Source organism: Jejuibacter sp. L23 (genome assembly GCF_050815825.1).
In the GTDB taxonomy this organism is placed as follows: domain Bacteria; phylum Pseudomonadota; class Gammaproteobacteria; order Enterobacterales; family Enterobacteriaceae; genus Jejubacter; species Jejubacter calystegiae.
The window spans coordinates 3,624,493-3,650,158 of sequence record NZ_CP138199.1; the positions used below are offsets into that span (position 1 = coordinate 3,624,493).

Annotated in this window: 24 protein-coding genes; 15 read left to right on the plus strand and 9 right to left on the minus strand. The window is 57.1% G+C overall.

Annotated features, from left to right (window positions below):
* Positions 1-57: 57 nt before the first annotated feature.
* Positions 58-903 (plus strand): deoxyribonuclease IV, encoded by an 846-nt coding sequence (gene nfo, locus SCU88_RS17320; RefSeq protein ID WP_175341157.1) that lies wholly within the window; start codon positions 58-60, stop codon positions 901-903.
* 41 nt (positions 904-944) lie between these two features.
* On the opposite strand, the gene fruK is transcribed toward nfo, so the two are convergent.
* Positions 945-1,886 (minus strand): 1-phosphofructokinase, encoded by a 942-nt coding sequence (gene fruK / locus SCU88_RS17325; protein ID WP_138098440.1) that lies wholly within the window; start codon positions 1,884-1,886, stop codon positions 945-947.
* Positions 1,883-2,590 carry an HPr family phosphocarrier protein gene (locus SCU88_RS17330; protein ID WP_175341158.1) on the minus strand — a complete coding sequence of 236 codons (708 nt, stop codon included), beginning with the start codon at positions 2,588-2,590 and terminating at the stop codon, positions 1,883-1,885. Before SCU88_RS17330 ends, fruK begins: the two co-directional genes overlap by 4 nt.
* 410 nt (positions 2,591-3,000) lie before the next feature.
* Between SCU88_RS17330 and setB the strand changes: the two genes are divergently transcribed.
* Positions 3,001-4,182, plus strand: a complete 1,182-nt coding sequence (gene setB / locus SCU88_RS17335) for a sugar efflux transporter SetB (RefSeq protein ID WP_138098442.1) — start codon at positions 3,001-3,003, stop codon at positions 4,180-4,182.
* On the opposite strand, the gene SCU88_RS17340 is transcribed toward setB, so the two are convergent.
* Positions 4,179-4,433, minus strand: a complete 255-nt coding sequence (locus SCU88_RS17340) for a YkgJ family cysteine cluster protein (protein WP_138098444.1) — start codon at positions 4,431-4,433, stop codon at positions 4,179-4,181. The genes setB and SCU88_RS17340 overlap by 4 nt on opposite strands.
* Positions 4,434-4,584: 151 nt before the next feature.
* Here SCU88_RS17340 and yeiP point away from each other — a divergent pair, with 151 nt between their 5' ends.
* Positions 4,585-5,157: an elongation factor P-like protein YeiP gene (gene yeiP, locus SCU88_RS17345; protein ID WP_138098446.1), complete on the plus strand. Its 573-nt coding sequence runs from the start codon at positions 4,585-4,587 to the stop codon at positions 5,155-5,157.
* A 135-nt stretch (positions 5,158-5,292) separates the two neighbouring features.
* On the opposite strand, the gene uxuA is transcribed toward yeiP, so the two are convergent.
* Entirely contained in the window at positions 5,293-6,483 is a 1,191-nt protein-coding gene (gene uxuA / locus SCU88_RS17350; RefSeq protein ID WP_138098448.1) for a mannonate dehydratase, read from the minus strand.
* 199 nt (positions 6,484-6,682) lie between these two features.
* Between uxuA and SCU88_RS17355 the strand changes: the two genes are divergently transcribed.
* From SCU88_RS17355 to yejF, 9 genes are all read left to right on the plus strand, one after another.
* A complete protein-coding gene (locus SCU88_RS17355; RefSeq protein ID WP_175341159.1) occupies positions 6,683-8,149 on the plus strand; it encodes a fructuronate reductase in 1,467 nt (488 codons plus the stop codon).
* 120 nt (positions 8,150-8,269) lie between these two features.
* A complete protein-coding gene (locus tag SCU88_RS17360; protein WP_175341160.1) occupies positions 8,270-9,262 on the plus strand; it encodes a GTP-binding protein in 993 nt (330 codons plus the stop codon).
* Positions 9,263-9,324: 62 nt separating this feature from the next.
* Positions 9,325-10,044, plus strand: a complete 720-nt coding sequence (locus SCU88_RS17365) for a phosphatase PAP2 family protein (RefSeq protein WP_175341161.1) — start codon at positions 9,325-9,327, stop codon at positions 10,042-10,044.
* 404 nt (positions 10,045-10,448) lie between these two features.
* Complete coding sequence (gene mepS, locus SCU88_RS17370) at positions 10,449-11,015, plus strand: bifunctional murein DD-endopeptidase/murein LD-carboxypeptidase (RefSeq protein ID WP_138098456.1); 567 nt, start codon at positions 10,449-10,451, stop codon at positions 11,013-11,015.
* Between the two features lie 225 nt (positions 11,016-11,240).
* Positions 11,241-12,812 (plus strand): cyclic di-GMP phosphodiesterase, encoded by a 1,572-nt coding sequence (locus SCU88_RS17375; protein ID WP_431810034.1) that lies wholly within the window; start codon positions 11,241-11,243, stop codon positions 12,810-12,812.
* Positions 12,813-12,936: 124 nt separating this feature from the next.
* Positions 12,937-14,742 carry an ABC transporter substrate-binding protein gene (locus SCU88_RS17380; RefSeq protein WP_175341162.1) on the plus strand — a complete coding sequence of 602 codons (1,806 nt, stop codon included), beginning with the start codon at positions 12,937-12,939 and terminating at the stop codon, positions 14,740-14,742.
* 8 nt (positions 14,743-14,750) lie between these two features.
* Positions 14,751-15,848 carry a microcin C ABC transporter permease YejB gene (locus SCU88_RS17385; RefSeq protein ID WP_175341243.1) on the plus strand — a complete coding sequence of 366 codons (1,098 nt, stop codon included), beginning with the start codon at positions 14,751-14,753 and terminating at the stop codon, positions 15,846-15,848.
* Positions 15,845-16,870 (plus strand): microcin C ABC transporter permease, encoded by a 1,026-nt coding sequence (locus tag SCU88_RS17390; RefSeq protein WP_138098460.1) that lies wholly within the window; start codon positions 15,845-15,847, stop codon positions 16,868-16,870. Before SCU88_RS17385 ends, SCU88_RS17390 begins: the two co-directional genes overlap by 4 nt.
* Positions 16,871-16,872: 2 nt before the next feature.
* A complete protein-coding gene (gene yejF / locus SCU88_RS17395; protein WP_175341163.1) occupies positions 16,873-18,450 on the plus strand; it encodes a microcin C ABC transporter ATP-binding protein YejF in 1,578 nt (525 codons plus the stop codon).
* Positions 18,451-18,457: 7 nt separating this feature from the next.
* Here yejF and SCU88_RS17400 read toward each other — a convergent pair whose 3' ends face one another.
* The 3 genes from SCU88_RS17400 to rsuA form a co-directional block, all read right to left on the minus strand.
* Entirely contained in the window at positions 18,458-18,808 is a 351-nt protein-coding gene (locus SCU88_RS17400; protein WP_138098464.1) for a YejG family protein, read from the minus strand.
* Between the two features lie 351 nt (positions 18,809-19,159).
* Positions 19,160-20,284 carry a Bcr/CflA family multidrug efflux MFS transporter gene (locus SCU88_RS17405; RefSeq protein WP_241666662.1) on the minus strand — a complete coding sequence of 375 codons (1,125 nt, stop codon included), beginning with the start codon at positions 20,282-20,284 and terminating at the stop codon, positions 19,160-19,162.
* A 76-nt stretch (positions 20,285-20,360) separates the two neighbouring features.
* A complete protein-coding gene (rsuA, locus tag SCU88_RS17410) occupies positions 20,361-21,068 on the minus strand; it encodes a 16S rRNA pseudouridine(516) synthase RsuA (protein WP_138098468.1) in 708 nt (235 codons plus the stop codon).
* 173 nt (positions 21,069-21,241) lie between these two features.
* Between rsuA and SCU88_RS17415 the strand changes: the two genes are divergently transcribed.
* Positions 21,242-23,002 carry a DEAD/DEAH box helicase family protein gene (locus SCU88_RS17415; RefSeq protein ID WP_175341164.1) on the plus strand — a complete coding sequence of 587 codons (1,761 nt, stop codon included), beginning with the start codon at positions 21,242-21,244 and terminating at the stop codon, positions 23,000-23,002.
* A 7-nt stretch (positions 23,003-23,009) separates the two neighbouring features.
* Here the strand turns inward: SCU88_RS17415 and leuE are convergent, their stop codons facing one another.
* The gene (gene leuE, locus SCU88_RS17420; protein WP_175341165.1) at positions 23,010-23,651 is read right to left on the minus strand and encodes a leucine efflux protein LeuE; all 642 of its coding nucleotides are present in this window, start codon (positions 23,649-23,651) and stop codon (positions 23,010-23,012) included.
* A gap of 241 nt (positions 23,652-23,892) precedes the next feature.
* Here leuE and rplY point away from each other — a divergent pair, with 241 nt between their 5' ends.
* Positions 23,893-24,177 carry a 50S ribosomal protein L25 gene (rplY, locus tag SCU88_RS17425; protein WP_175341166.1) on the plus strand — a complete coding sequence of 95 codons (285 nt, stop codon included), beginning with the start codon at positions 23,893-23,895 and terminating at the stop codon, positions 24,175-24,177.
* Between the two features lie 58 nt (positions 24,178-24,235).
* On the opposite strand, the gene yejK is transcribed toward rplY, so the two are convergent.
* Complete coding sequence (gene yejK / locus SCU88_RS17430; protein ID WP_138098476.1) at positions 24,236-25,240, minus strand: nucleoid-associated protein YejK; 1,005 nt, start codon at positions 25,238-25,240, stop codon at positions 24,236-24,238.
* Positions 25,241-25,435: 195 nt separating this feature from the next.
* On the opposite strand from yejK, the gene SCU88_RS17435 reads away from it, so the two are divergent.
* Positions 25,436-25,663 carry a YejL family protein gene (locus SCU88_RS17435; RefSeq protein WP_138098478.1) on the plus strand — a complete coding sequence of 76 codons (228 nt, stop codon included), beginning with the start codon at positions 25,436-25,438 and terminating at the stop codon, positions 25,661-25,663.
* Positions 25,664-25,666 lie beyond the last annotated feature (3 nt).

Below are 25,666 nucleotides of genomic sequence, written 5' to 3' on the forward strand. Positions count from 1 at the left end.
GCCGGTCGAACCGCTATCATAGGCGCTTCCCTGCGGGACGACCGGAGAACAAAGATAATGAAGTATATTGGAGCGCACGTGAGCGCGGCCGGCGGCCTGGAGAATGCCGCCATCCGCGCCGCAGAGCTGAAGGCAACCGCCTTCGCCCTGTTTACCAAAAATCAGCGCCAGTGGCGCGCCGCCCCCCTGAGTGATGAAACCATCGAAAACTTTAAGGCGGCCTGTAGCAAGTACAACTTTGGCCCCGGCCAGATCCTGCCCCATGACAGCTACCTGATTAACCTGGGCCACCCGGTTCAGGAGGCACTGGAAAAATCCCGCGCTGCCTTTATTGACGAAATGCAGCGCTGCCAGCAACTGGGACTTTCACTGCTGAACTTTCACCCCGGCAGCCACCTTAAACAGATTTCCGAATCGGAATGCCTGGCGCGTATCGCCGACTCCATTAATATCGCGCTGGAGCAGAGCGAAGGCGTCACGGCGGTTATCGAAAACACCGCAGGTCAGGGTAGCAACCTGGGATTTCGCTTTGAGCAACTGGCGGAAATTATCGAAGGCGTTGAGGATAAGTCACGGGTGGGGGTCTGCATCGATACCTGTCACGCCTTCGCGGCAGGCTATGACCTGCGCACCGAAGAAACCTGCGCAGAAACCTTTGCCGATTTCGAACGGACAGTGGGATTTGAGTACCTGCGGGGCATGCACCTGAACGACGCAAAGAGCGAATTCGCCAGCCGGGTGGATCGCCACCACAGCCTGGGTGAAGGCAATATCGGCCATACCGCCTTTCGCTGGATCATGCGCGATCCGCGCTTCGACGGCATTCCACTGATTCTGGAAACCATTAATCCGGATATCTGGGATCAAGAGATTGCCTGGCTGCGCGACCAGCAGAACGACTGATCGTCATAAAATAACGGGGCCCAAAGCGGGCCCCGCGCCATTCAGCCATTGAACGGATTGAGTTCCACCTTCGCCATCATGGCCGCCAGCCGGGTACGATCGCTGACGCCCACATTGCTCTGGCTCACCGCCAGCGCCGCCACCGCCGTCGCCAGACGCAGGGTATGTTCGCTGGTTTCACGCATCAGCAGGCCGTAGATCAGGCCGCCGACCATAGAGTCTCCGGCACCGACGGTACTGACCACGTCACAGGCGGGCGGGCGGGCTATCCAGGCGCCCGAGGCGTTGACCCAGAGCGCGCCTTCGGCCCCCAGCGAAATCACCACGTGGGCTATCCCCTGCTCGCGTAGCTTATGGGCCGCTTCCACCACGTCCTGCATACTTTCCAGCGGTCGCCCGGCCCAGATCTCCAGCTCCCGACGATTGGGCTTCACCAGCCAGGGCGCCGCTTTAAGACCGGCCTTCAGCGCTTCGCGGCTGCTGTCGAAGATAATGCACGGGCACTGGCGGCGCAGGCGTATCATCCAGTCGGTAAAATCATCGGGGTGTACCCCCACCGGCAGGCTGCCGCTGACGCACACCATATCAAACTGCCCCAGCCAGCTCAGGGAGTCAGAGACAAAACGCTCCCAGTCGGGACGAGTCACTTCAAAGCCGGAGAAGTTAAGATCGGTCACTTCACCATCTTTTTCCGTCATCTTAACGTTAATACGGGTACGCCCCTGCACCACCTGGAAGCGGTTGGCGATACCCAGCTCGCTAAACAGATGCTGGAAACCTTCCTGATTCTCTTTACCCAGAAAACCGCCAACGGTGACATCGATGCCCAGGTCCTTCAGCACTTTAGCAACGTTAATACCCTTTCCCGCAGCGTGCAGACCGGTAGTCCGCACCAGGTTTACCTCACCACGCTCAATCTCTTCGCAAAACCCCACCAGATCATAGGCCGGATTCAGGGTGATGGTGGCAACGCGTCTGGTCATGCCACTCCCTCCCCCAGGCCGCTGGCGATACCGTCACCTATCGCTTTTAGCATCGGTGACGCATCCTCGCCACAGGCGGTAAAACGCAGACGGTGTCCCTTTTTCGCGCCCAGCGCGACTATCTTCATCAGGCTACGGCCGCTGGCCGCCCTGCCCGTTCCGTCAAGGTTTGTCACGGTAATGTCACTCTTAAACTGTTTGATAATATTGACCAGTACGGCGCCCGGACGGGCATGAATACCGTATTCGTTACGTACTACAAAATCGGCAGTCTGCGGCGCCGCTTCATCCCGGGTCAGTAGCGCCAGCAGCCCTGCCGGGCAGGCCCGCAGCAGACGTTCGCCTTGCTGCTGGCTTAGCAGAGAGCTCAGGCGGCCCAGTATCCACAACGCTTCGTCGTCCGCTACCGAGACGGTCATCAGCAGGGCAACGGGCTGCCCGTTCACCAGAAATGGCTCCCGGGGGCGACTGATGGCTACGGCGCTGATGAGATTACCGTCCAGACTGTCATTAAGCCAGATGCCCTGGCCCAGATTATTGGGATGCTGACCGCTGGCACTATGGGCAAAGGCGTCGTCAATCGCCCCGCGCGCCTTCAGCATGCCGATATTCAGGGCCTGAAGCACTGCAAGATCGCGGGTTTCCGCATCCAGTAGCAGGGTATCGGCATCCAAAATTAACTGACTGTGCGGCCTCGTTTCCATCAGCGTTCTACGCACTCCGCCAACCCGATGGAGAGCACCCGACACCTTAAGCGCGGCATATTTGCTCCCGTAAAATTGAAACGTTTCAGCTATCGGACCATAAAACAGGATGCCATGCAACCGCTTCCCGTCGGACAGAAGCGCTGAAACGTTTCAAAAAAATGGCCAGTTAGTGTCCGCCATTCCCGGAATTCAGGCAAGTTGCAGGCGATATCGACTCACAGAACTTTGAGTTTCAGCACACTTTCAGCCTGCATCAGCACCGCGGGTAGGCGCGGAACAAGGCAGTATCCGCTATCGAAGTGGAATGCCGTTTTGATTTTTGATGCCGCTTTTGATTTTAGTGACTGTTTATTTATCTTCAAGCCCGCTACACTGCGCGCGTTAATTCACCAACTCAAACATTTCCCATGCAATCTGACTCTACCTTGCCGCGTTCAGGCCCGGTCAACCTGACGTCGGCGGCGTTCCTGATCGTCGCCTTTCTGACCGGCATTGCCGGCGCGCTCCAGACGCCCACCCTGAGCCTGTTTCTGAGTGAAGAAGTTCATGCCCGTCCTGCCATGGTGGGGCTGTTCTTTACCGGCAGTGCGGTTATCGGCATTCTGGTCAGCCAGTTTCTGGCCAGCCATTCCGACCGCCGTGGCGATCGTAAGAGCCTGATTCTGGGCTGCTGCCTGCTGGGAGCGCTGGCCTGCGTCCTGTTCGCCTGGAACCGTAACTACTTTATTCTGCTGTTTATCGGCGTCTTTCTTAGCAGCTTTGGCTCTACGGCTAACCCACAAATGTTCGCCCTGGCCCGGGAGCATGCGGAGCGCACCGGGCGCGAAGCGGTAATGTTCAGCTCTATCCTGCGCGCCCAGGTGTCGCTGGCCTGGGTGGTAGGACCGCCGCTGGCCTACGCGCTGGCGCTGGGTTTCGGCTTCGAGGTCATGTACCTCAGCGCCGCTGCGGCCTTTATCGTCTGCGGGCTGATCGTTTGGTTTTGGCTGCCGTCGATGCGTAAAGATCCCGCCGCCGGGGCAGGCGTACTGGAAGCGCCACGCCGCAATCGTCGCGACGCCCTGCTGTTGTTTACCGCCTGTACCATGATGTGGGGCAGCAACAGCCTCTATATCATTAATATGCCGCTCTATATTATCCACGAGCTCAAGCTGCCGGAAAAACTGGCCGGTCTGATGATGGGCACCGCCGCCGGGCTGGAGATTCCCACCATGCTGATCGCCGGTTATTACGCCCGGCGCTTCGGCAAGCGCTTCCTGATGCGGGTGGCGGTGGTCGGCGGGCTGCTGTTCTATATCGGTATGCTGACGGTGCACAACCCAATACTGCTGCTGGCTCTACAGCTAATGAACGCTATCTATATTGGGATTCTGGCGGGTATCGGTATGCTCTATTTTCAGGATCTGATGCCCGGTCAGGCGGGCGCCGCCACCACGCTGTACACCAATACCACCCGCGTCGGCTGGATTATTGCCGGTTCGCTGGCAGGCATAGCTGCAGAGATCTGGAGTTACCATTCGGTATTCTGGCTGGCACTGGGGATGATTGCCGTTACCGTCTGGTGTCTGCTGCGTATTCGCGACGTTTAGGGTGCTGTCGCCTGCTCCAGGTGGATAAGATACGCCAGCGCCTGGGTCCGGCTGGTGCCGCACATGGCGGCATCCGGGCTCAGGCTGGCGCACACCGCAGGGCGCAGCACAGAGCCAAAGATTTTACAGCGCTGACGCTCGTCGAGCTGTACGCAGGGTACGCCTGCGGGTTTGCCCTGAGGCATACCGGGAATCGGACTGGATATGGAAGGAGCAGTGCAGCAGGCACCGCAGTCGGGGCGACAGTCCATCGGATGGCTCCGGCCAGGGAAACCGCCACTCTAACAGCCCATCCGGCATGGCGCCACTCTCTTTACCCGCCAGAGAATTCACTTGCCTGAATGCCATGCCGCGAGTACCTTGTCGCCATATTTTTATCGCGTTATCGATCAGGATTAATTCATGGCAAGAGCTAACGAAATCAAGCGCGGCATGGCCATCAACTACAATGGCAAGCTGCTGCTGGTAAAAGACATCGATATCCAGGCCCCAAGCGCTCGCGGCGCGGCCACGCTCTATAAGATGCGTTTTTCGGATGTCCGTACCGGTCTGAAGGTGGAAGAGCGCTTTAAGGGCGACGATATCCTCGACACTATCGTGCTCAGCCGCCGCCCGGTCAACTTCTCGTACGTCGACGGCAACGAATATGTCTTTATGGATGATGAAGACTACACCCCCTACTCCTTTAATCAGGAGCAGATCGCCGACGAATTGCAGTTTATTCCCGAAGGGGGCATTCCCGGTATGCAGGTGCTGACCTGGGACGGCCAGGTGCTGGCGCTGGAGCTGCCCCAGACGGTGGATCTGGAAATCACCGAAACCGCGCCGGGCATTAAGGGCGCTTCCGCCAGCGCCCGTACCAAACCGGCAACCCTCTCTACCGGCCTGACTATTCAGGTGCCGGAATATCTGGTCACCGGTGAGAAAATCCGTATTCACGTGGCCGAACGCCGCTATATGGGGCGCGCCGAGTAATCGTCCATAAGAATAAACAAGGAAAATCAATTCATTGATTTTCGGCTGATAACCACAAAGAGGGAAAAACCACGTTTTTCCCTCTTTGTCATCAACCTGACGGGAGGCTCTGCCTCCCGTTTTTTTACCTGCGAATCACAGCAGTTCAGGGAATAGCAGTTTTTTCAGCGCCAGCTCAACGCCGCGCACTTCCGCCAGCCCCTTCAGACGCCCGATAGCCGAATAGCCCGGGTTGGTCTTTTTATGCAGATCGTCCAGCATCTGGTGACCGTGATCCGGACGCATCGGGATCGGGCGCAAATCGCCCGCCGCTTTACGTCGAGACTCCTCAGTCAGAATCGCCTTCACCACCGCGACCATATCCACATCGCCCTGCAGATGCGCCCCTTCATGGAAGGTTTTCGGATTCTGCTCCCGGCAGGTGGCACGCAGATGGGTAAAGTGAATGCGATCGCCAAAGGTTTCGATCATATTCACCAAATCGTTATCGGCGCGAACGCCGTAAGAACCGGTGCACATCGTGAAGCCGTTGTAAATGCTGTCCACGGTCTGTTTCATCCACTGCATATCGTCAATGGTAGAAACAATGCGCGGCAGGCCCAGGATCGGGCGCGGCGGATCGTCCGGGTGGATAGCCAGGCGAACGCCCGCCTGTTCCGCCACCGGCACCACCGCTTTCAGGAAGTAAGCCATGTTCTCACGCAGCTGCGCCTTATCGATACCGTCATATTCCGCCAGACGGGCACGGAACTGATCGAGGGTATAGCCCTCTTCCGCGCCGGGCAGGCCTGCAATGATGTTGCGGGTTAGCTTGTCGATGTCAGCGGCGCTCATGGCGGCGAAGTAATCCGCCGCCTGGGCGCGCTCCTGTTCGCTATAGTCGGCTTCGGCCCCCGGGCGCTTAAGGATATGCAGTTCAAACGCCGCAAAGGCTATCTGATCGAAACGCAGCGCCTTTGAACCGTCCGGCAGCGTCCAGGCCAGATCGGTACGGGTCCAGTCCAGGATCGGCATAAAGTTATAGCAGACGGTATCGATGCCGCATTCGGCCAGGTTACGCACGCTCTGCTGCCAGGCGGCGATATGCTGGTCGTAGTCGCCGCTATGGGTCTTGATATCCTCATGAATCGGGATGCTCTCGACCACTGACCAGGTGAGCCCTTTTTCCGCCAGCAGCCGCTGACGCTCGCGGATCTCTTCAACCGGCCATACCTGACCATTAGGGATATGGTGCAGCGCAGTAACCACGCCAGTCGCACCCGCCTGCCGTACATCGTCCAGGGTGACCGGATCATTCGGCCCATACCAACGCCAGGTTTGTTCCATCGCCATTTCCTCGCAAAAGATGTTATACCAATCGATCAACATGCCTACCCTACATGTCCATCTTAATACGTCAATATTCTCCGCCGCATTGGTTGATCTGCTTCACATTCCCCCGATAAATAAGGCACACCAATTTTATTTGTTGTCATATAACTTTACACTGACCATGTTAATCAATGGTTATCGGGAATAACATTTCATGAACACTATCGCCAGCGTCGCGCTACCGTCCGGCATCCGTCAGCCGGGCTATGACCGCACACAGCTTAAAAGCCGCATCGTTCACCTGGGATTTGGCGCCTTCCACCGTGCCCACCAGGCGCTACTGACCGACAGGGTTCTAAACCAGCTGGGTGGCGACTGGGGCATTTGCGAAATCAGCCTGTTTAGCGGTGATAAACTGATGAGCGCGTTACGCGCCCAGGATCACCTTTATACGGTTCTGGAAAAGGGTCCCCAGGGCAGCGAAGCCATCGTGGTGGGCGCCGTTCACGAATGTCTGAATGCCCGGCTCGATGGCCTCTCCGCCATTATTGAAAAGTTCTGCGAGCCGCAGGTCGCCATTGTTTCGCTCACCATCACCGAAAAGGGCTACTGCATCGATCCGGCCAGCGGCCAGCTCGATTTAACGAATGAGCGCATCCGCCACGATCTTGAACATCCGGACCAGCCTCATTCCGCACCGGGCATTCTGGTGGAAGCCCTGGCGCGCCGTCGGGAGCGTGGCCTGGCCCCCTTTACCGTTCTCTCTTGCGATAACATTCCCGACAACGGGCATACGGTCCGCAATGCCGTTCTGGGGCTGGCGCAGCAGCGTGATGCGGCCCTGACGACATGGATCCGCGATAGCGTGACTTTCCCCTCTACCATGGTAGACCGCATTGTGCCCGCCGCCACGGATGCGTCGCTTCAGGAGATCGCCGATGCAGTCGGGGTGGCAGATCCCTGCGGTATCTGCGCCGAACCCTGGATTCAATGGGTGGTTGAGGATAACTTCGTGGCCAGCCGACCAGCCTGGGAGCAGGTAGGCGTACAGATGGTACAGGATGTTCTGCCCTGGGAAGAGATGAAGCTGCGTATGCTCAACGGCAGCCACTCGTTTCTTGCCTGGCTGGGCTATCTGGCAGGCTTTGAGACCATTGCCGACTGCATGGCCGATGCCGATTTCCAGGCCGCCGCCCGCCGCCTGATGATGCAGGAACAGGCCCCTACGCTGAATATCCAGAACGTCAGTCTGGACGATTACGCCCGGGGGTTGATCGCCCGCTTTAGTAACCCCGCCCTGCCGCACCGCACCTGGCAGATTGCCATGGACGGTAGCCAGAAGCTGCCGCAGCGTATGCTGAACGGCATCCGCTGGCATCTGGCTAACGGTAGCGACTGGCCGTTACTGGCGCTGGGCGTGGCCGGCTGGATGCGCTACGTCAGCGGCGTGGATGACAGGGGCGAGCCAATAGACATCCGCGATCCGCTGCTGGAGAAGATCGCCAGCCGGGTAGCCCAGAGCAGCGAACAGGAGCGGGTTGCCGCCCTGCTGACGCTCAAAGAGATCTTCGGCGACGATCTGCCCGCTAATCCTGTCTTTGTCGATTCGGTAGAACAGGCCTGGCGCCAGCTCTGTCGCCAGGGTGCCCGCAGCACGGTGGCCGCCACTCTTGCCGGTTAACACCTCTGGCGCGGCGCCCATAACCCGCCGCGCCCTTCTCTTTTCCTCGTTTTTTCGTCAGGATAGGCAGGTTCCCTGTTAGCGGCACTGCCGCCACATCACGACAATCCCGGAGCCCCTGTGACAAAAACCAACCTGATTACCGGCTTTCTTGGTAGCGGTAAGACCACCACCATCACTCACCTGCTGGCAAACAAGCCGGAAAATGAGAAGTGGGCGGTACTGGTAAACGAATTTGGCGAGATCGGCATTGACGGCGCCCTGCTGGCAGACAGCGGCGCGCTGTTAAAAGAGATCCCTGGCGGCTGCATGTGCTGCGTCAACGGCCTGCCCATGCAGGTAGGACTCAATACACTGCTGCGTCAGGGGCGCCCGGATCGCCTGCTGATAGAACCCACCGGGCTGGGCCATCCGAAGCAGATCCTGGATATGCTTACCGCCGATGTCTATGAACCCTGGATCGATCTGCGTGCCACGCTGACGCTGCTCGAACCGCGTCAATTGCTGGAACAGCGTCTGCAAAACGATGAGAACTTCCGCGATCAGCTGGCCGCCGCCGATATTATTATCGCCAATAAGGCCGACAGGCAGGACGAGGCCAGCCGCGCAGCTCTGGAGGCGTGGCTGAGTAGCAATCTGGCGGGCCGCAAAGCCATTACCGTCAGCCAGGGTCAGATCGATCCCGCCTTGCTGGATAGCCCACGCCATAATCTACGCACGTTGCCCGCAAGCGAAAGCCACAGTCACTCCCACCCCGCTTCCCGCGGACTGGCGGCCCTGAGCCTGGCTTCTCACCAGCGCTGGCGCCGCAGCCTTAACAGCGGACAGGGTCATCACGCCTGCGGCTGGATCTTCGACGAAGAGACCCGCTTCGACACCATTGGCCTGCTGGAGTGGGCGCGGCTGGCGCCGGTAGATCGGGTAAAGGGCGTAATGCGCATTCCCGAAGGGCTGGTTCGCATCAATCGCCAGGGTCAGGATTTTCATATCGAAACCCAGAATGTCGCCCCGCCAGACAGCCGTATCGAAATCATTCACAGCGCGGAATGCGACTGGAATCAGCTACAACAGGATCTGTTGAAGCTTCGTTTACCTGACGACAATCAGCGTTGATGCTTCGTTTACGCGCCAGCCGTTAGCGTATTTCCCACCAGCTATTCACTGGTGGGAAACCAATGACTCGCCCCAACACTCTTCACATTCTGTTACTGAACGCACTGGGACTGGTGCTGTTCTTTTCGTGGTATCTGCCCCCGGACCATGGGTTCTGGTTCGCGATTGACGCCGGTATTTTCCACTACTTTAACGCCGGGCTGGTTAACAGCCGCGCTTTTCTGTGGCTGGTGGCTATCACCAACAACCGGGCCTTCGATCTCTGCTCGCTGCTGTGTATGGGCCTGCTGATGTTGAGCTACTGGCAGGGAGCGACCGCCCGTGAGCGCCGCCATATCTTTATTATGGGTCTGACCATGCTGCTGACCGCCGTGGTGCTGAACCAGCTGGGGCAGCGCATTCCGGTAGAGCGCCCAAGCCCGACGCTGACTTTTGAGCATGTGCATCGGGTCCGGGATCTGCTGCCCATCTCGACCAAGGATGCCTCGCGCGACAGCTTCCCCGGCGACCACGGTATGATGCTGCTAATCTTCGCGGGCTTTATGCTGCGCTACTTCGGACGCCGGGCCTTCGTGACGGCGCTGGTTATTGTGGTTGTCTTTTCATTACCGCGTATGATGAGCGGCGCACACTGGTTTACCGATGTCTTTGTCGGTTCATTATCCGTGGTATTGGTTGGCCTGCCCTGGTGTCTGATGACCTCATTAAACGATAAGATTATTCTCTGGTTTGATCGCCATCTTCCTGGCAAATACAAACAAGCAAGCAACATTTCAGGCTAATTAATTCAACATAAATTTCATAAATTGCCGGGAATAATTCCCGGCAATTTCCCCGTGTTATTTGTTGAAATTGATAACAGATTCCTCATCTGTTCATAAAACCCTCGCAACGCCGTTTTTTTAACCACCAGCGCGCTGTCAAATTTGCTAACATTTACGGGCAAACCATCACAAAACTTATCGCAAAACAGACGTAAAACCCCTCGCCAACCGGTGTTTGATCGGGTAATCTTTCTTTCGTTTTATCGCCGGAGTTTCGGGGCCCCTGAATAATAAAAATGTGCGCTACGCCACAGTTTTATTATTCCAGATTTGTCTCATTCCCGTTCGATACTTATTCTCAGCACGTTTGGCATTTTTCATAACGACATTGTCGTTAAGGACATCAAGGGATCAAAAACACAATGGTCACATCTCAACCAATTTTGAGATATATCCTGCGGGTGATACCTGCAGTCGCGGTGGCGGCCGTGCTCTCGGCCTGTAGCTCCACCAATACCGCAAATAATACGCATACACCTTCAACCACCGGCAGCGATAACGGATTCTTACTCCAGACCTCTCAGGATGAATTCGAAAGCATGGTTCACAATCTGGATATTAAATCCCGTTTGATGGATCAATATGCCAGTTGGAAAGGAGTTCGCTACCGACTGGGGGGCGATACCAAAAGAGGCGTTGATTGTTCCGCATTTGTTCAACGTACGTTCCGTGAGCAGTTTGGTCTTGAACTTCCCCGCTCGACATCCCAACAAAGAAGCAGTGGCACTCCCGTTTCCCGCAGTAAATTGCGCACCGGCGATCTGGTTCTGTTCCGCGCGGGTTCCACCGGTCGTCACATTGGCATCTATATCGGTAATAACCAATTTGTTCACGCTTCCACCAGCAGCGGCGTTATGATTTCCAATCTTGACCAGCCTTACTGGAACAAGCGTTATAATCAAGCAAGACGGGTTTTAACCCGCAGTTAAGATTATTCCAGTCCCTTGATATCTTCTCAGGGAAAGAGAAAGAAAAAAACGCTGCCGGGCAGCGTTTTTTTTATGGCTACACTATGATGATCATGACCAGAAAAACCATTTAGCAGCAAAATACTATGGATGCTTTTATTAACATGAGTGACTATTTCCGCATGTAAAAGCATGCTTCTTTTTAGTCTGGGGCTAAAATAAAGCCGAATCAGACAGACGTTTAATTTGGTATCTAACGTGCCCGGCAGAAAAATATTCGACCATTACTTTTCAACACCCAAAAGAATCGCTGTATTAAGCCTTCTTATTGGTCTGTTCTGCGCTCTGATAGCGGGTTCCCTGACCGCCAGCTGGCTATATCACAAACGCCAGGCCAGCTACGATGTTCTGACCCAGGACATTCGCGGTTACATGGAGGCCTTCTTTGGCGAGCTGGGCGCCACGGCCCAGGCCATTCAGCCACTAACCATGACGGACTGCGGGAATATCGTCTCACAGCTGACTTCCCATGCTGCCTTTAACGTTAACGTACGTGCCTTTTTACTGGTGAAGGAAGGCGCCGCCTACTGCTCTTCCGCCACGGGGTATATGAATATGCCTCTAAAACAAATGGCGGCGGGTATCGATATTAATAAAGCGGTGGATCTGGCGATTATGGAAGGCACCCCCATGCTGCCGAACAAGCCCGCTATCGCTGTCTGGTACCGCAATCCTCTGGTGCCGGATCGTGGTATTTTTACCACCCTGAACGTCAACCTGACCCCCTATCTGCTCTATACCGAACGCCAAAAAGACGTTAACGGTATTGCGCTGGTAGTCGGCGATAAAGCGCTGACCACCCTCTCTCCGCGGGTTATTCCTGTGGATCAGTTGGGGCCCCACCCCACCCGGGTCACCGACCTCGATGGCTATCCGATGTCGCTATGGCTGTATGGCGATATCCTGACTACTGAGGATATCCAGCTCAGTCTGCTGGCGGGCCTGGTCGTGGGGCTAAGCGGCGGGCTGCTGTGTAGTCTGATACTGATGATGCGACTGCGTAACGGCAGAGAGATCCAGACGGCGATACGCCGTAATCAGTTCCATATTGTCTGGCAGCCGGTCATCAAAGCGCCAGAGATGAAATTCACCGGCGTTGAAGTGCTGATGCGCTGGGCGCACCCCAGCGCGGGAGCTATCTCCCCGGATGCCTTTATCGCCTGGGCTGAGGCCCGCCAGCTTATTGTACCGCTGACCCGCCATCTGTTTACCCTTATCGCCCGGGACGCGCCGCGCTTAAGCCAGGTTCTGCCGGCCGGTAGTAAGCTCGGCATTAATCTGGCTCCCAGCCACCTGCATGCACCGGAGTTTAAGCAGGATATCCTCGATCTGGTGGACGCTCTGCCGCCCAACCATTTCCAGTTGGTCTTCGAAATCACCGAACGCGATATGCTGAATGAAAACGAGGCCAGCGACGTTTTCAACTGGCTGCATCAGCAGGGCTTTGAAATCGCGGTGGACGACTTTGGCACCGGCCATAGCGCCCTGATCTACCTGGAGCGCTTTAAGCTCGACTACCTGAAGATCGACCGTGGTTTTGTCAGCAGTATCGGTATGGAAACCGTCACCACGCCGGTGCTGGACGCCGTTATCGCCCTGGCAAAACGTCTGGATATGACGACCGTCGCCGAAGGGGTCGAAACCCAGGAGCAGGCCCGCTGGCTGGTGGATCAGGGAGTCAACTATCTACAGGGCTATCTGTTCAGTCGCCCGCTGCCCATAGGGGAACTCATCGAATGGCAGGCACGGCAGGATTAATTTCACAATCCGGTCCCAGTAAATTATTATCAAAGCACTGGTTTTTCTTAGTCCTGCTCGTCGTTTGCCTCAGGAAAAGGCGGTTTCGGCGGTGCTTTTCCTGATAAAAGGATTGCTGACGACGATGTTTGTGCGCCTGTTCGTCCTGTTGCTTAGTCTGATAAGTAGTTCTGTCATCGCACAGGAGATTCATGAAAGCTACGCGTTTTCCGTACTCGGAGAGCCTAAATACGACGTCGATTTCAACCATTTCGATTACGTAAATCCCGCCGCGCCTAAGGGCGGCAGCATCACCCTGTCAGCGATTGGCACCTTTGATAATTTCAACCGCTATGCGCTACGCGGCAACGCGGGTATCCGCACCGGCGAACTGTACGACGCGCTGTTTGCCACCTCAGATGACGAGCCAGGCAGCTATTATCCGCTGATCGCCGAAAAGGCGCGCCACCCGGAAGACTTCGCCTGGACCGAAATCAGCATTAATCCCCGGGCCCGATTCCACGACGGCAGCCCCATTACCGCCAAAGACGTGGAATACACCTTCCATAAATTTATGACCGAAGGCGTGCCTCAGTTCCGCATCTACTATAAAGGCGTGAAGGTCAAAGCGATTTCCCGGTTAACCGTGCGTATTGAACTGCCTAAGCCCAGCAAGGACACCATGCTGAGCCTGTTTACCCTGCCGGTGATGCCGGAAAAATTCTGGCGCCATCACAATCTGGGAGAACCGCTCTCCAGACCGCCGCTGTCCAGCGGGCCCTACCGCCTCAGCGCCTGGCGTATGGGGCAGTACGCCATCTTTAGCCGGGTTAAAGACTACTGGGCCGCCGACCTGCCGGTGAACCGCGGACGCTGGAACTTCGATACCATCCGCTACGACTACTACCTGGATGACAATGTCGCCTTCGAAGCCTTTAAAGCTGGCGCCTTCGATTTCCGGGAAGAACCCAGCCCCAAAAACTGGGCTACCCGCTATGTGGGCAAAAATTTCACTAATCACCATATCGTGCGCGAAGAGCAGGATAACAATTCGGCCCAGAACGCCCGCTGGCTGGCCTTTAATGTCAAACGCCCGATATTCGCCGACCGCCGGGTGCGCGAAGCCATTACCCTGGCGTTTGACTTTGAGTGGATGAACAAGGCGCTGTTCTATGGCGCGTACAGTCGTACCAACAGCTATTTCCAGAACACGGAGTACGCCGCCCGCGGCTACCCTCAGGCCGACGAACTGACGCTGCTGGCGCCGTTTAAGAAATCGCTGCCGCCCGAGGTCTTTAGCCAAATCTATAAGCCCCCCGTTTCCCGGGGCAACGGTTTCGATCGCGATAACCTGCTGAAAGCGCTGGCGCTGCTGAAAGAGGCAGGCTGGGAAGTTAAAGGCGGCAAGCTGGTTAACGTGAAAACCGGCAAACCCTTCACGTTCGAGCTGCTGCTGGCCAGCGGCGCCAATAACCAGTGGGCGCTGCCTTTCAGCCATAGCCTGGAACGGCTGGGCATTCGGGTGAACGTACGCCAGGTGGATAACTCCCAACTGACCAACCGCCTGCGCAGCCGCGACTTCGATATGATGCCGACGGTATATCGCGCCATGACGTATCCCAGTTCCGATCTCCAGATTATCTGGGACTCCGCCTTTATCGATTCCACCTGGAATACCCCGGGCGTTCAGGATCCGGTGGTGGATAAACTGATTAGCCAGATAATCGCCCACCAGGGCAATGAGCAGAAACTGCTGCCGCTGGGACGGGCGCTGGACCGGGTGCTGACGTGGAATTTCTATATGCTGCCCATGTGGTATATGGCCTCTGACCGCCTCGCTTACTGGGATAAATTCTCCCACCCACAGATTCGTCCCCGCTATTCGCTGGGCTTCGATACCTGGTGGTATGACATTAACAAAGCCGCGCGCCTGCCGGCGGAACGACGCTGAGGATTATGATGAGCGCCTATCTTATCCGTCGACTGCTGCTGGTGATCCCCACTCTGTGGGCCATCATCACGCTGAATTTCTTTATTGTTCAGGTCGCGCCTGGGGGCCCGGTAGACCAGGCGATTGCCGCCATTCAGTTCGGTCAGGAGCCCGGAATGCCCGGCGTTACCGGCGGCGGTGACGGCGCCAGCCACGCCCATACCGGTATCGCCCGCCCGGGGGAAAGCCAGTACCGCGGCGCCCGGGGGCTGGATCCGGAAGTTATCGAAGAGATCACCAAACGCTACGGCTTCGACAAACCGCTACACCAACGCTACTTCAAAATGCTCAAGGACTATCTGAGCTTCGACTTCGGCAACAGCCTGTTCCGCAGTGCCTCGGTGGTGCACCTGATTAAAGAGAGCCTGCCGGTGTCTGTCTCGCTGGGACTATGGAGCACCCTGATTATCTACCTGGTGTCGATTCCACTGGGGATCCGCAAAGCGGTCAGCAACGGTAGCCGCTTCGATATCTGGAGCAGCGCGGTGATTATTGTCGGGTACGCCGTGCCCTCGTTCCTGTTCGCCATTTTACTGATTGTCTTCTTTGCCGGCGGCAGCTGGCTGGATATCTTCCCGCTACGGGGTCTGGTCAGCGCCAACTTCGACAGCCTGCCCTGGTATCAGAAAATTACCGACTATCTGTGGCATATCGCGCTACCGGTACTGGCTACCGTGATTGGCGGCTTCGCCTCGCTGACCATGCTCACCAAGAACTCGTTCCTTGATGAGATCCGTAAACAGTATGTGGTGACCGCCCGGGCCAAGGGGCTGGATGAAAAGCGTATTCTGACCAGACACGTGTTCCGTAACGCCATGCTGCTGGTTATCGCCGGTTTTCCGGCGGCCTTTATCAGCATGTTCTTCACCGGTTCGCTGTTGATTGAGGTGATGTTCTCGCTTAACGGGCTGGGGCTGCTGGGCTATGAGGCCACCGTTTCCCGCGATTATCCGGTCATGTTCGGCACCCTGTATATCTTCACCCTGATAGGCCTGCTGCTGAATATCCTCAGCGACCTGACCTATACCCTGGTCGATCCACGTATTGATTTCGAGGGGCGTTCATGAGCCGTCTTAGTCCCGCCAACCAGGCGCGCTGGGCGCGCTTTCGTCAGAACCGCCGCGGCTACTGGTCGCTGTGGATCTTCGTCGTGATTTTCGTACTCAGCCTGTTTTCTGAGCTTATTGCCAATGACCGACCGCTGGTGGTGCATTACCAGGACCGCTGGTACTTCCCGGTGGTGACCGACTATCGGGAAAGCGACTTCGGCGGGCCGCTACCTACCCGCGCTGACTACCAGGATCCCTGGCTACGTCAGAAGATTGAATCCCAGGGCTGGGTACTGTGGGCGCCCGTTCGCTTTGGCGCCACCAGCATCAATTTCGCCACCGACCGGCCCTTCCCCTCGCCCCCTGCTCCCGGAAACTGGCTGGGTACCGATGCCAACGGCGGCGACGTGCTGGCACGTATCCTCTACGGCACCCGTATTTCGATTCTGTTTGGCCTGATGCTCACGCTCTGTACCAGCGTTATCGGCATTCTGGTGGGGGCACTCCAGGGCTACTACGGCGGACGGGTTGACCTCTGGGGCCAGCGGGTGATCGAAGTCTGGTCCGGCATGCCGACGCTGTTTCTGATTATCCTGCTGTCAAGCGTGGTACAGCCCAACTTCTGGTGGCTGCTCGGTATCACGACGCTATTTGGCTGGATGAGTCTGGTGGGGGTGGTGCGCGCCGAATTCCTGCGCACCCGCAATTTTGACTATATCCGCGCCGCCCAGGCGATGGGGGTTAGCGATGGCGCCATTATTCTGCGCCATATGCTGCCTAACGCCATGGTGGCCACCCTCACCTTCCTGCCGTTTATTCTTAGTGGATCCATTACCACGCTGGCTTCGCTCGACTTTCTGGGCTTTGGCCTGCCGCTGGGTGCGCCGTCCCTCGGTGAGCTGCTGTTACAGGGCAAGAATAACCTTCAGGCGCCCTGGCTGGGGATTGCCGCCTTTCTGTCGTTGGCGATTCTGCTGTCGCTGTTGATCTTTATTTTCGAAGCCGTGCGCGACGCCTTCGATCCATCCCGGGGACGTTAACCATGACTACGCCGCTCCTGTCGATAGACCAGCTTTCCATCGCCTTTGGACAACAGCGGGTGGTGGAGGATCTGTCGCTGTATGTCGAAGCGGGCCAGACCCTGGCGCTGGTGGGGGAATCCGGCTCAGGCAAAAGCGTCACCGCCCTTTCGGTGCTGCGCCTGCTGCCCACGCCGCCTGCCAGCTATCCGTCCGGCGAGATCTTTTTCCACGGCCAGCCGCTACTGCATGCTCCGGAAAGCGAACTGCGCGCCATTCGCGGCAACCGCATCGCCATGATCTTTCAGGAGCCCATGGTGTCGCTCAACCCGCTGCACAACGTGGAAAAGCAGCTCTATGAGGTGCTATCGCTGCACCGCGGTATGCGACGCGAACCGGCGCGCGCCGAAATTATCACCTGTCTGGAGCGGGTGGGGATCCGCAACCCGAAGCAGCGACTCAACAACTTTCCGCATCAGCTTTCCGGCGGCGAACGCCAGCGCGTGATGATCGCCATGGCGCTACTGACTCACCCTGAACTGCTGATTGCCGACGAACCTACCACCGCGCTGGATGTAACGGTTCAGGCCCAGATCCTCTCCCTGCTGCGCGAGCTGCAAAAAGAGTTGAATATGGGAATGCTGTTTATTACCCATAACCTGAATCTGGTGCAGCGGCTGGCGGACGACGTGGCAGTGATGCGCCGCGGACGCTGCGTGGAGCGTAATTCCATGCCTCAGCTGTTCGCCGCCCCCGCCCATGACTATACCCGCATGCTGCTGGCGGCAGAGCCGTCTGGCGATCCTGAGCCGTTCGATACGCAGCAACCGCCGCTGCTGCAGGTAGAGAACCTGGAAGTGGCTTTTCCTATCCGCCGCGGACTCCTGAAGCGTACCGTCGGCCACCATTACGGTATTCGCAATCTGAGCTTTACCTTGCGTCCGGGAGAGAGCATCGGCCTGGTGGGCGAGTCCGGCTCCGGTAAAAGTACTTCCGGTCTGGCGCTGCTGCGCCTGATCCACGCCAGTGGAACCATTGTGTTCGACGGTCAGCCGCTACACCAGTGGAACCGCAAGCAGATGCTACCGGTGCGACGCCGCATCCAGGTGGTGTTTCAGGATCCCAATTCGTCTCTGAATCCCCGTCTGACGGTGCAGCAGATTATTGAAGAGGGGCTGAGGGTACATCACCCACAGCTGGATGCTGCGGGGCGCGAAGCGCGCACCGTCACCGCTATGGAAGAGGTGGGGTTGGATCCGAAGACCCGTCACCGCTATCCATCGGAGTTCTCCGGCGGCCAGCGTCAGCGTATCGCCATTGCCCGCGCCCTGATCCTTCAGCCCGAACTGGTTGTCCTGGATGAACCCACCTCTTCGCTGGACAGGACCGTACAGGCGCAGATCCTGGCGCTGCTGAAGAGCCTTCAGCGTAAGCACCGGCTGGCTTATCTGTTTATCAGTCACGATCTGCAGGTGGTGCGCGCGCTTTGCCACCAGGTGGTGGTGCTGCGGCAGGGAGAGGTCGTGGAACAGGGAGACTGTCAGCGAATCTTTAACGCGCCAGAGACGGACTATACCCGTCAGTTACTGGCGCCCGACTGACGCAAGCTTAGAAGGGCGCGGTGGCGGAAAAATGTTCAGCGATAGCGACACCGCAGTTCTTCAGGCGGCAGGTGGTGGCATATTCGTCCTGGCAGCGCACAAACAGGCAGGGCTCCCCTTCACATTCAAGGATCGAACTCTCGACATCGATATCGCTCAGGGCCAGGCTCAGGTTACGCATCACCGACCAGGCCTTATCGCCGTTTGGGCTCAGGAGTTTAAGTCCCACCAGGCTGTTATCTTCGCACATGCCGTTTGGCGTGGGCGGAATCGGTTCAACACTGGAACCTGCTAAACCGGCGGCCCAGCGATAGCTATTGGGCAGGCGGTGGATGATGGAAAGCTGTAGTGTGTTCAAACTGAAGTCCCCGGAAGTACCGTTATTCATATAATTATTGCACAAAGGTTAACATAATGTTGTTGAACATTGCATCAACCTGGTCCCCCTCTTCCCTCTTTCATCGCACAGAATGACCGTAAAACTTCGGTCGTTGCGGGGATAGTTTATGTGACAGGGGTCCATAATTTTGGGCTATATGTACCCTGTTATGGGATCTAACTCAACTTTTTTTACTACAAAGATGTGACTTTTATCATCCCATAACGTTACAAAAGCTAAACAACTATATCAGTTTTACCGGTAACTTTGTTGATGTGAATTAAGAAACCGGGCGCCAGATGGCGCCCGATGAAGCAGTCTGCCCCGCCGTTAGCGGCGGCTGGCGTAGCGATAGAAGAGAATTGACAGGGTAGCGCACAGCGCCATTGAGCAGATCATCGGCCAGGCGGAATGGAAATCCACCAGCGCCAGCAGCGCGCCGGTAATGGCGCCAATCCCAAAACGGAAAGTCCCCGCCAGAGACGATGCGGTACCAGCCATATGGGGAAATTCGTCGAGTATCACCGCCATCGCATTGGATGACACCAGCGACACGCAGCTGATAAACGCCGCCACGCCCAACACCATGGACCAGAAGCCCACTCCGGCAATCTGCGTCGCCACCAGCCACAGAGCCATGGCAAACTGCACAAGCAGCCCGAAGCGGAACATATTCACCGCCCCTGCCCTGCGAACAAAACGACTGTTGATAGTGGTCATCACGATCAGGAACAGTATGTTAAGCGCAAAGTAGTAACCGAAATGTTGCGCCGGAACCTGATTCAGTTCGATATAGACAAAAGGCCCGGCGCTCAAAAACGAGAACATCCCCGCAAAGCTAAAGCCGCTGGCCAACATATAACTCAGCGCTCGCTTGTGGCGAAACAGGGTCGCGAAATTCCCCAGGGTGGTACGAATATGAAACTTCTGGCGTCGCTCCTGGGGCAGGGTTTCGTCGATCAGGAACATGATCATCAACGACGCTACCAGCGCGGTGGCCGCCAGGATCCAGAAGATCGCATGCCAGTTGAACCACACCAGCACCGCTCCCCCCATCATTGGCGCCATCAGCGGCGCCACGGTGGTCACCAGCATCATAAAGGACATCATGCGCGAAAACTCATCACGGGAGTATGTGTCGCGCATCAGGGCATTGATCACCACACTGGCGGAAGCCGCAGCCAGACCGTGCAGGAAACGCATGCCGATCAGCATACCAATCGTCTGAGACAGCGCGCAGGCCACCGCCGCTACGGCGAAAAACAGCGTGCCTCCCAGAATCACCGGTTTACGCCCCAGGCTATCGGACATGGGGCCATATAGCAGCTGACCGATGGCGAACCCCAGAATGTAGGTGCTGAGGGTCATCTGGGCACTGCCGCCTGATACGCCAAATTCCCGGGCGATACCCGGTAGCGCAGGCAGATACATATCGATCGACAGCGGCATTAACATGGCCAGCAGGCCGAGGATAAAAACGATCCCCAGTGAGGAGTTTTTCCCGGTGGTGGTCACTGATGTTCTCCTGATATTAACGCGGCGGAAGCCCGACGCTGGCGATCTCTTCTTCGGTCAGGGGACGATACTCACCCGGCCCCAGTTCAGGATCGAGCTCGATAGCGCCGATACGCTCGCGATGCAGCGCCACCACGTGGTTACCCACGGCGGCAAACATCCGCTTCACCTGGTGATAGCGCCCTTCGCTGATGGTCAACAGCACTTCGGTAGGGGTAATAACCTCCAGCTGTGCCGGCCGGGTCGGCGCTTTCTCGCCATTCAGCTCCACCCCTTCGGCAAACTGATGGGCGACATCCTCCGCCAGCGGCGATTCCAGGGTCACCCGGTACGTTTTGTCGCAGTGGTGGCGCGGCGAGGTAATCCTGTGCGACCACTGGCCGTCGTCGGTCATCAGCACCAGGCCGGTAGTGTCGATATCCAGCCGCCCGGCGGCGTGTAGCTCGTGGGCCACCGGCTCATCCAGGAAGTAAAGGATGGTCGGATGATCGGGATCTTCAGTGGCGCAGACGTAGCCCTGAGGCTTGTTCAACATAAAGTAACGCGGGCCGCTCTGCTGAATCAGAGGATTGCCATCAAAGGCTACCTGATGTTCCGGCTGGAGCTTAAATGCCCCGTCTTTGACCACATTGCCGTCAACGGTTACCCGCTGAGCGCGGAGCTCCCGCCCCGCAATGGCGCGGCTGACGCCCAGTTGCCGGGAGATAAATTTATCGAGTCGCATGAAATTGTTATGCCTGTCTGTTACAGATTCCGGCCACTGCGGCGCGGATACAAGAAATGATCAATCAATGGGTCAGTATAGCGATCTCGCGCCTTCGGTAAAAGCGGCGGAAAACCCCATTTTGTCGCGGTGTTATGGCATAATGCCGCTATGTTTCACCCGAAGCCTGCGCTATGACTTTTCGTTTACGTCCCTATCAGCAGGAGGCGGTCGCCGCCACGCTGAAGCATTTCCGCCATCACGACGCTCCCGCCGCCATCGTACTGCCCACCGGAGCCGGTAAGAGCCTGGTTATTGCCGAACTGGCAAGACTGGCCCGCGGCCGGGTGCTGGTACTGGCTCACGTTAAGGAGCTGGTGGCCCAGAACCACGCTAAATACTGCGCTCTGGGGCTGGAGGCCGATATCTATGCCGCCGGACTGCAGCGTAAAGAGAGCCAGGGAAAAGTGGTTTTCGGCAGCGTTCAGTCAGTGGCCCGTAACCCTGACCATTTCAGCGCAGAGTTTTCACTGCTGATTATCGATGAGTGCCACCGCATCAGCGACGATAGCGAAAGCCAGTACCAGCAGATTATCAGTCATCTGAAGAGCGCCAATCCGCGCCTGCGCCTGCTGGGCCTGACCGCCACCCCTTACCGGCAGGGTTTAGGCTGGATCTATCAGTTCCACTACCACGGCATGGTTCGGGGCGACGAAAAGGCGCTGTTTCGCGACTGCATCTACGAACTGCCGCTGCGCTATATGATTAAGCATGGCTACCTGACGCCGCCGGAACGCCTGGATATGCCGGTGGTGCAGTACGACTTTAGTCGCCTGCAGGCCAGGGAAAACGGGCTATTCAGTGAAAGCGATCTCAACCGTGAACTCAAAGATCAGCGACGAATCACGCCCCATATTATCAGCCAGATAGAAGAGTTCGCCGCCGATCGTCGGGGAGTGATGATCTTTGCCGCCACGGTAGAGCACGCCCGGGAGGTTACCAGCCTGCTGCCCGCCGATCGGGCTCGCCTGATTACCGGCGATACCCCCGGGCCCGAGCGCGATGCGCTTATTGAGGCTTTTAAGCGCCAGCAGTTTCGCTATCTGGTGAATGTCTCGGTCCTAACCACCGGTTTCGATGCTCCCCATGTCGATCTGATCGCCATTCTGCGCCCCACCGAGTCGGTCAGCCTCTACCAGCAGATCGTGGGTCGCGGTCTGCGGCTGGCTCCCGGGAAAGAGAACTGCCTGATCCTGGACTATGCCGGTAATCCGCACGATCTCTACGCCCCGGAAGTGGGAGCGCCGCGTAAAAAGAGCGACAACGTCCCGGTGCAGGTCTTCTGCCCCGACTGCGGCTTCGCCAATACTTTCTGGGGCAAAACCGCCGCCGATGGCACTGTCATTGAACACTTCGGGCGCCGCTGCCAGGGCTGGTTTGAAGACGACGAAGGTCTACGCGAACAGTGCGGCTACCGCTTCCGCTTTAAGCAGTGCCCCAACTGCAATGCCGAAAACGACATCGCCGCCCGGCGCTGCCATCAGTGCGATCAGGTGCTGGTAGACCCCGACGATATGCTAAAAGCGGCCCTAAAGCTTAAAGACGCGCTGGTGCTGCGCTGTAGCGGCATGACGCTGGAGAACGGCAGCGATGCCAAAGGCCCGTGGCTAAAGGTGACCTACTATGACGAAGATGGCGCCGACGTTAGCGAACGCTTCCGGGCCAGCAGCCGGGCCCAGCGCACCGCTTTCGAGCAGCTGTTTATCCGCCCCCACAGCCGGGCACCCGGCGTTCCCCTGCCCTGGCTGACGCTGGACGAGGTAGTGGCGCAGCAGCAGGCGCTGCGTCACCCGGACTTTGTGGTGGCCCGTAAGAAAGGCGCCTGGTGGCAGGTACGGGAAAAGATTTTCGACTATCAGGGGCGGTTTCGCCGCGCCAATGAACTGCGCGGCTGAACCACAATCAGGACTGCAGGCTGGCTAATCGCGCCGCAAAACCGACAAACAGCATACCGGTCAGGGCATTGCCCAGTTTTACCAGTCGGGTGCGGGTGCGCACATACTGGGTCACGAAGGCACCGGAAAAGATCAGGAAGGTCAGATAGCCAAAGCTAATCAGCTCCAGCACGCTGGCCAGAATAAAGAATGCCATGCCCGGATGCGCGGCCTTCACGTCGATAAACTGCACAAAGAAAGAGACGTAGAACAGGATAGCCTTGGGATTGGTCAGGCTCAGCACCAGCGAGCGGCGCAGAATCGCCCCCCCCGGAACCGCCCTCCCCTGATCCGATGTCTGCCCTTTGAGAATAAAGGTGGAGTAAAGCATCTTGCCCCCCAGGTACAGCAGATAGATAGCCCCCAGGTAGCGCACCACGCTAAACAGCACTGGCGTGGTCTTAATCAGAGTTGCCACACCGGCGTAGGCCATAAACATCAGTACCGCATCGCCGACAAAGACGCCGCTGGCCGCAAGATAGCCTTTTTTCACGCCGTGAGCCACGCTGGTTTTTAGTACGAACAGGGTGTTAGGCCCTGGTACCAGCACGATAAATACCGCCCCAAAGAAATAGGTCCAGAAATTCAGTACTCCAAACTCAGCAAACACTTAACTTACTCCAAATCCCTCCGCGTAAGCGGAACCATGACAAATGCCAGACATTGGGCGCAGATGCTACTCCAGATATCTGCCTGTTTAAAGTTACCAGCGTGCTTTTTCCCATCGCGGCGGTTTACGTTGCCGCGGCAGCGCCTTGCCGCTATAATGCAGCCCGCTCTGCAGCCGCAGAGCTGAACATTCGCCTGTTGCTGGGTCGCCTGTAACAGGCTTTATATATAGAGAGACATTCATGTTTACTATCAACGCAGAAGTACGTAAAGAGCAGGGTAAGGGTGCGAGCCGCCGCCTGCGCGCAGCTAACAAGTTCCCGGCAATCATTTACGGCGGCAATGCCGAGCCGGTAGCTATCGAGCTGGATCACGACCAGGTTATCAACACTCAGAAGAACGAAGCGTTCTACACTGAAGTGCTGACCGTGGTTGTTGACGGTAAAGAAGAGAAAGTGAAGGTTCAGGCGGTACAGCGTCACCCGTTCAAGCCGAAACTGACTCACATCGACTTCCTGCGCGCGTAATCGCCGGGTTGCCGAAAAGAAAAACGCCGCATTGCGGCGTTTTTTTTATAGTCTCGATTCAGCCGCCGGAAGTACGGCGCTGCAATTGATCGCGCAGGTTTGGCGGCGTCCCTTTAATGGTCAGGGTGTCGGTTGCCGGATCCCAGAAGATACGCTCGCCCAGCAGCATGGCGTCGAAGTTAATGGTCAACCCGCCGCCGCTGCCGGCAAATTTAGTGAGCTGGCGCAGCGTACTGCGATCCGCCGGAAAGCTCTCTTCCAGTTCGTACCCCTGTTCAGCGGTAAACTCCTGAAAGCTTTTTTCCCCAAAGTTCGGCAGCTCCTGGGACAGGGAAGAAAGTTCAATCTCCTCACCGGCCTGCAGTTGCTCGCTGCAGTAGCTGTAAACCTGCTGACGCACGTTCTGGCGCTCGCCCTTATCCAACTGCGCTTCTGCGGTATAGTCGTCCACCGCCTGTAGCAGCCCGCGGTTCTGGGCTTTGGCATCCAGCCCCGCGCTGGCGCCAAGGAAATCCATAAAGAAATCCGCGACCTTACGCCCTACCCGCCCCTTAAGGAAGGTAAGGTAGCGCGTCGATTCCGGGTTAGTTTCCCATTCGGTCAGATCGATACGCGCCACGATATCGGCGTGGTTGATATCCAGATAGTGCGTGGTGCTGAGATCGAGCTGCTCGTTAACCCGCATGCTACTCAGATTGTTCAGCACCGCCACCATCAGATATTCCACGGCCAGATAGCGATACTGGCAAAACAGGACGATACCGCCGTCAGCGAACGGATATTTCGCCAGTTCGTCGCGCAGGCGCCCGGTGGCGGCGCGACTGAAGCCCAGGAAATCCTCTTCACCCTGGCGACACAAACGCAGCGCCTGTGCCAGTTCGCTCTCTTCGCTGAACAAACCATAGGCTTTGCTTTTGGCGCTATAGACCCGGTGTAATTCTGCCATCATCTCTTCTACCGCCGGACCTTCCTGCAGCAGACTGTCCCTCAGAACCAGCTCCAGCGTCTGCTCATCGCGTTTGATCAACTGGTGCAAGGCTATCTGGTCGATATCCAGACTCATGTTAAACTCTCCTGATATGGCTGTATTGCGCCATTATACATAAGCGCCGCTGGCGATCATCGCCGCTGGCGCATAAAGGCGCCGGGTATTCAGCCACGGTTGGCGGTACACTGCAACCGTGATAAAAAAGCGGAAAAAAACCGACGTCTACGGTAAGATGCTCCCTTTCCGGAAACAGACTGATAACTGATTTTTATGCCACAAACATCCCGCTATAGTGACGAACGCGTTGAAGCGCTGCTCAGCGAACTGGTTGAAGTGATTGAAAAACACCGCGCCCCGACCGATCTCTCCCTGATGGTTCTGGGCAATATGGTCACAAACCTGATTAACAGCAGCGTGGCACCCAACCAGCGGCGTATACTGGCCCGCTCCTTCGCCGAAGCGCTGAACTCTTCCATTCACGAAGATAAAGCGCATTAAGGA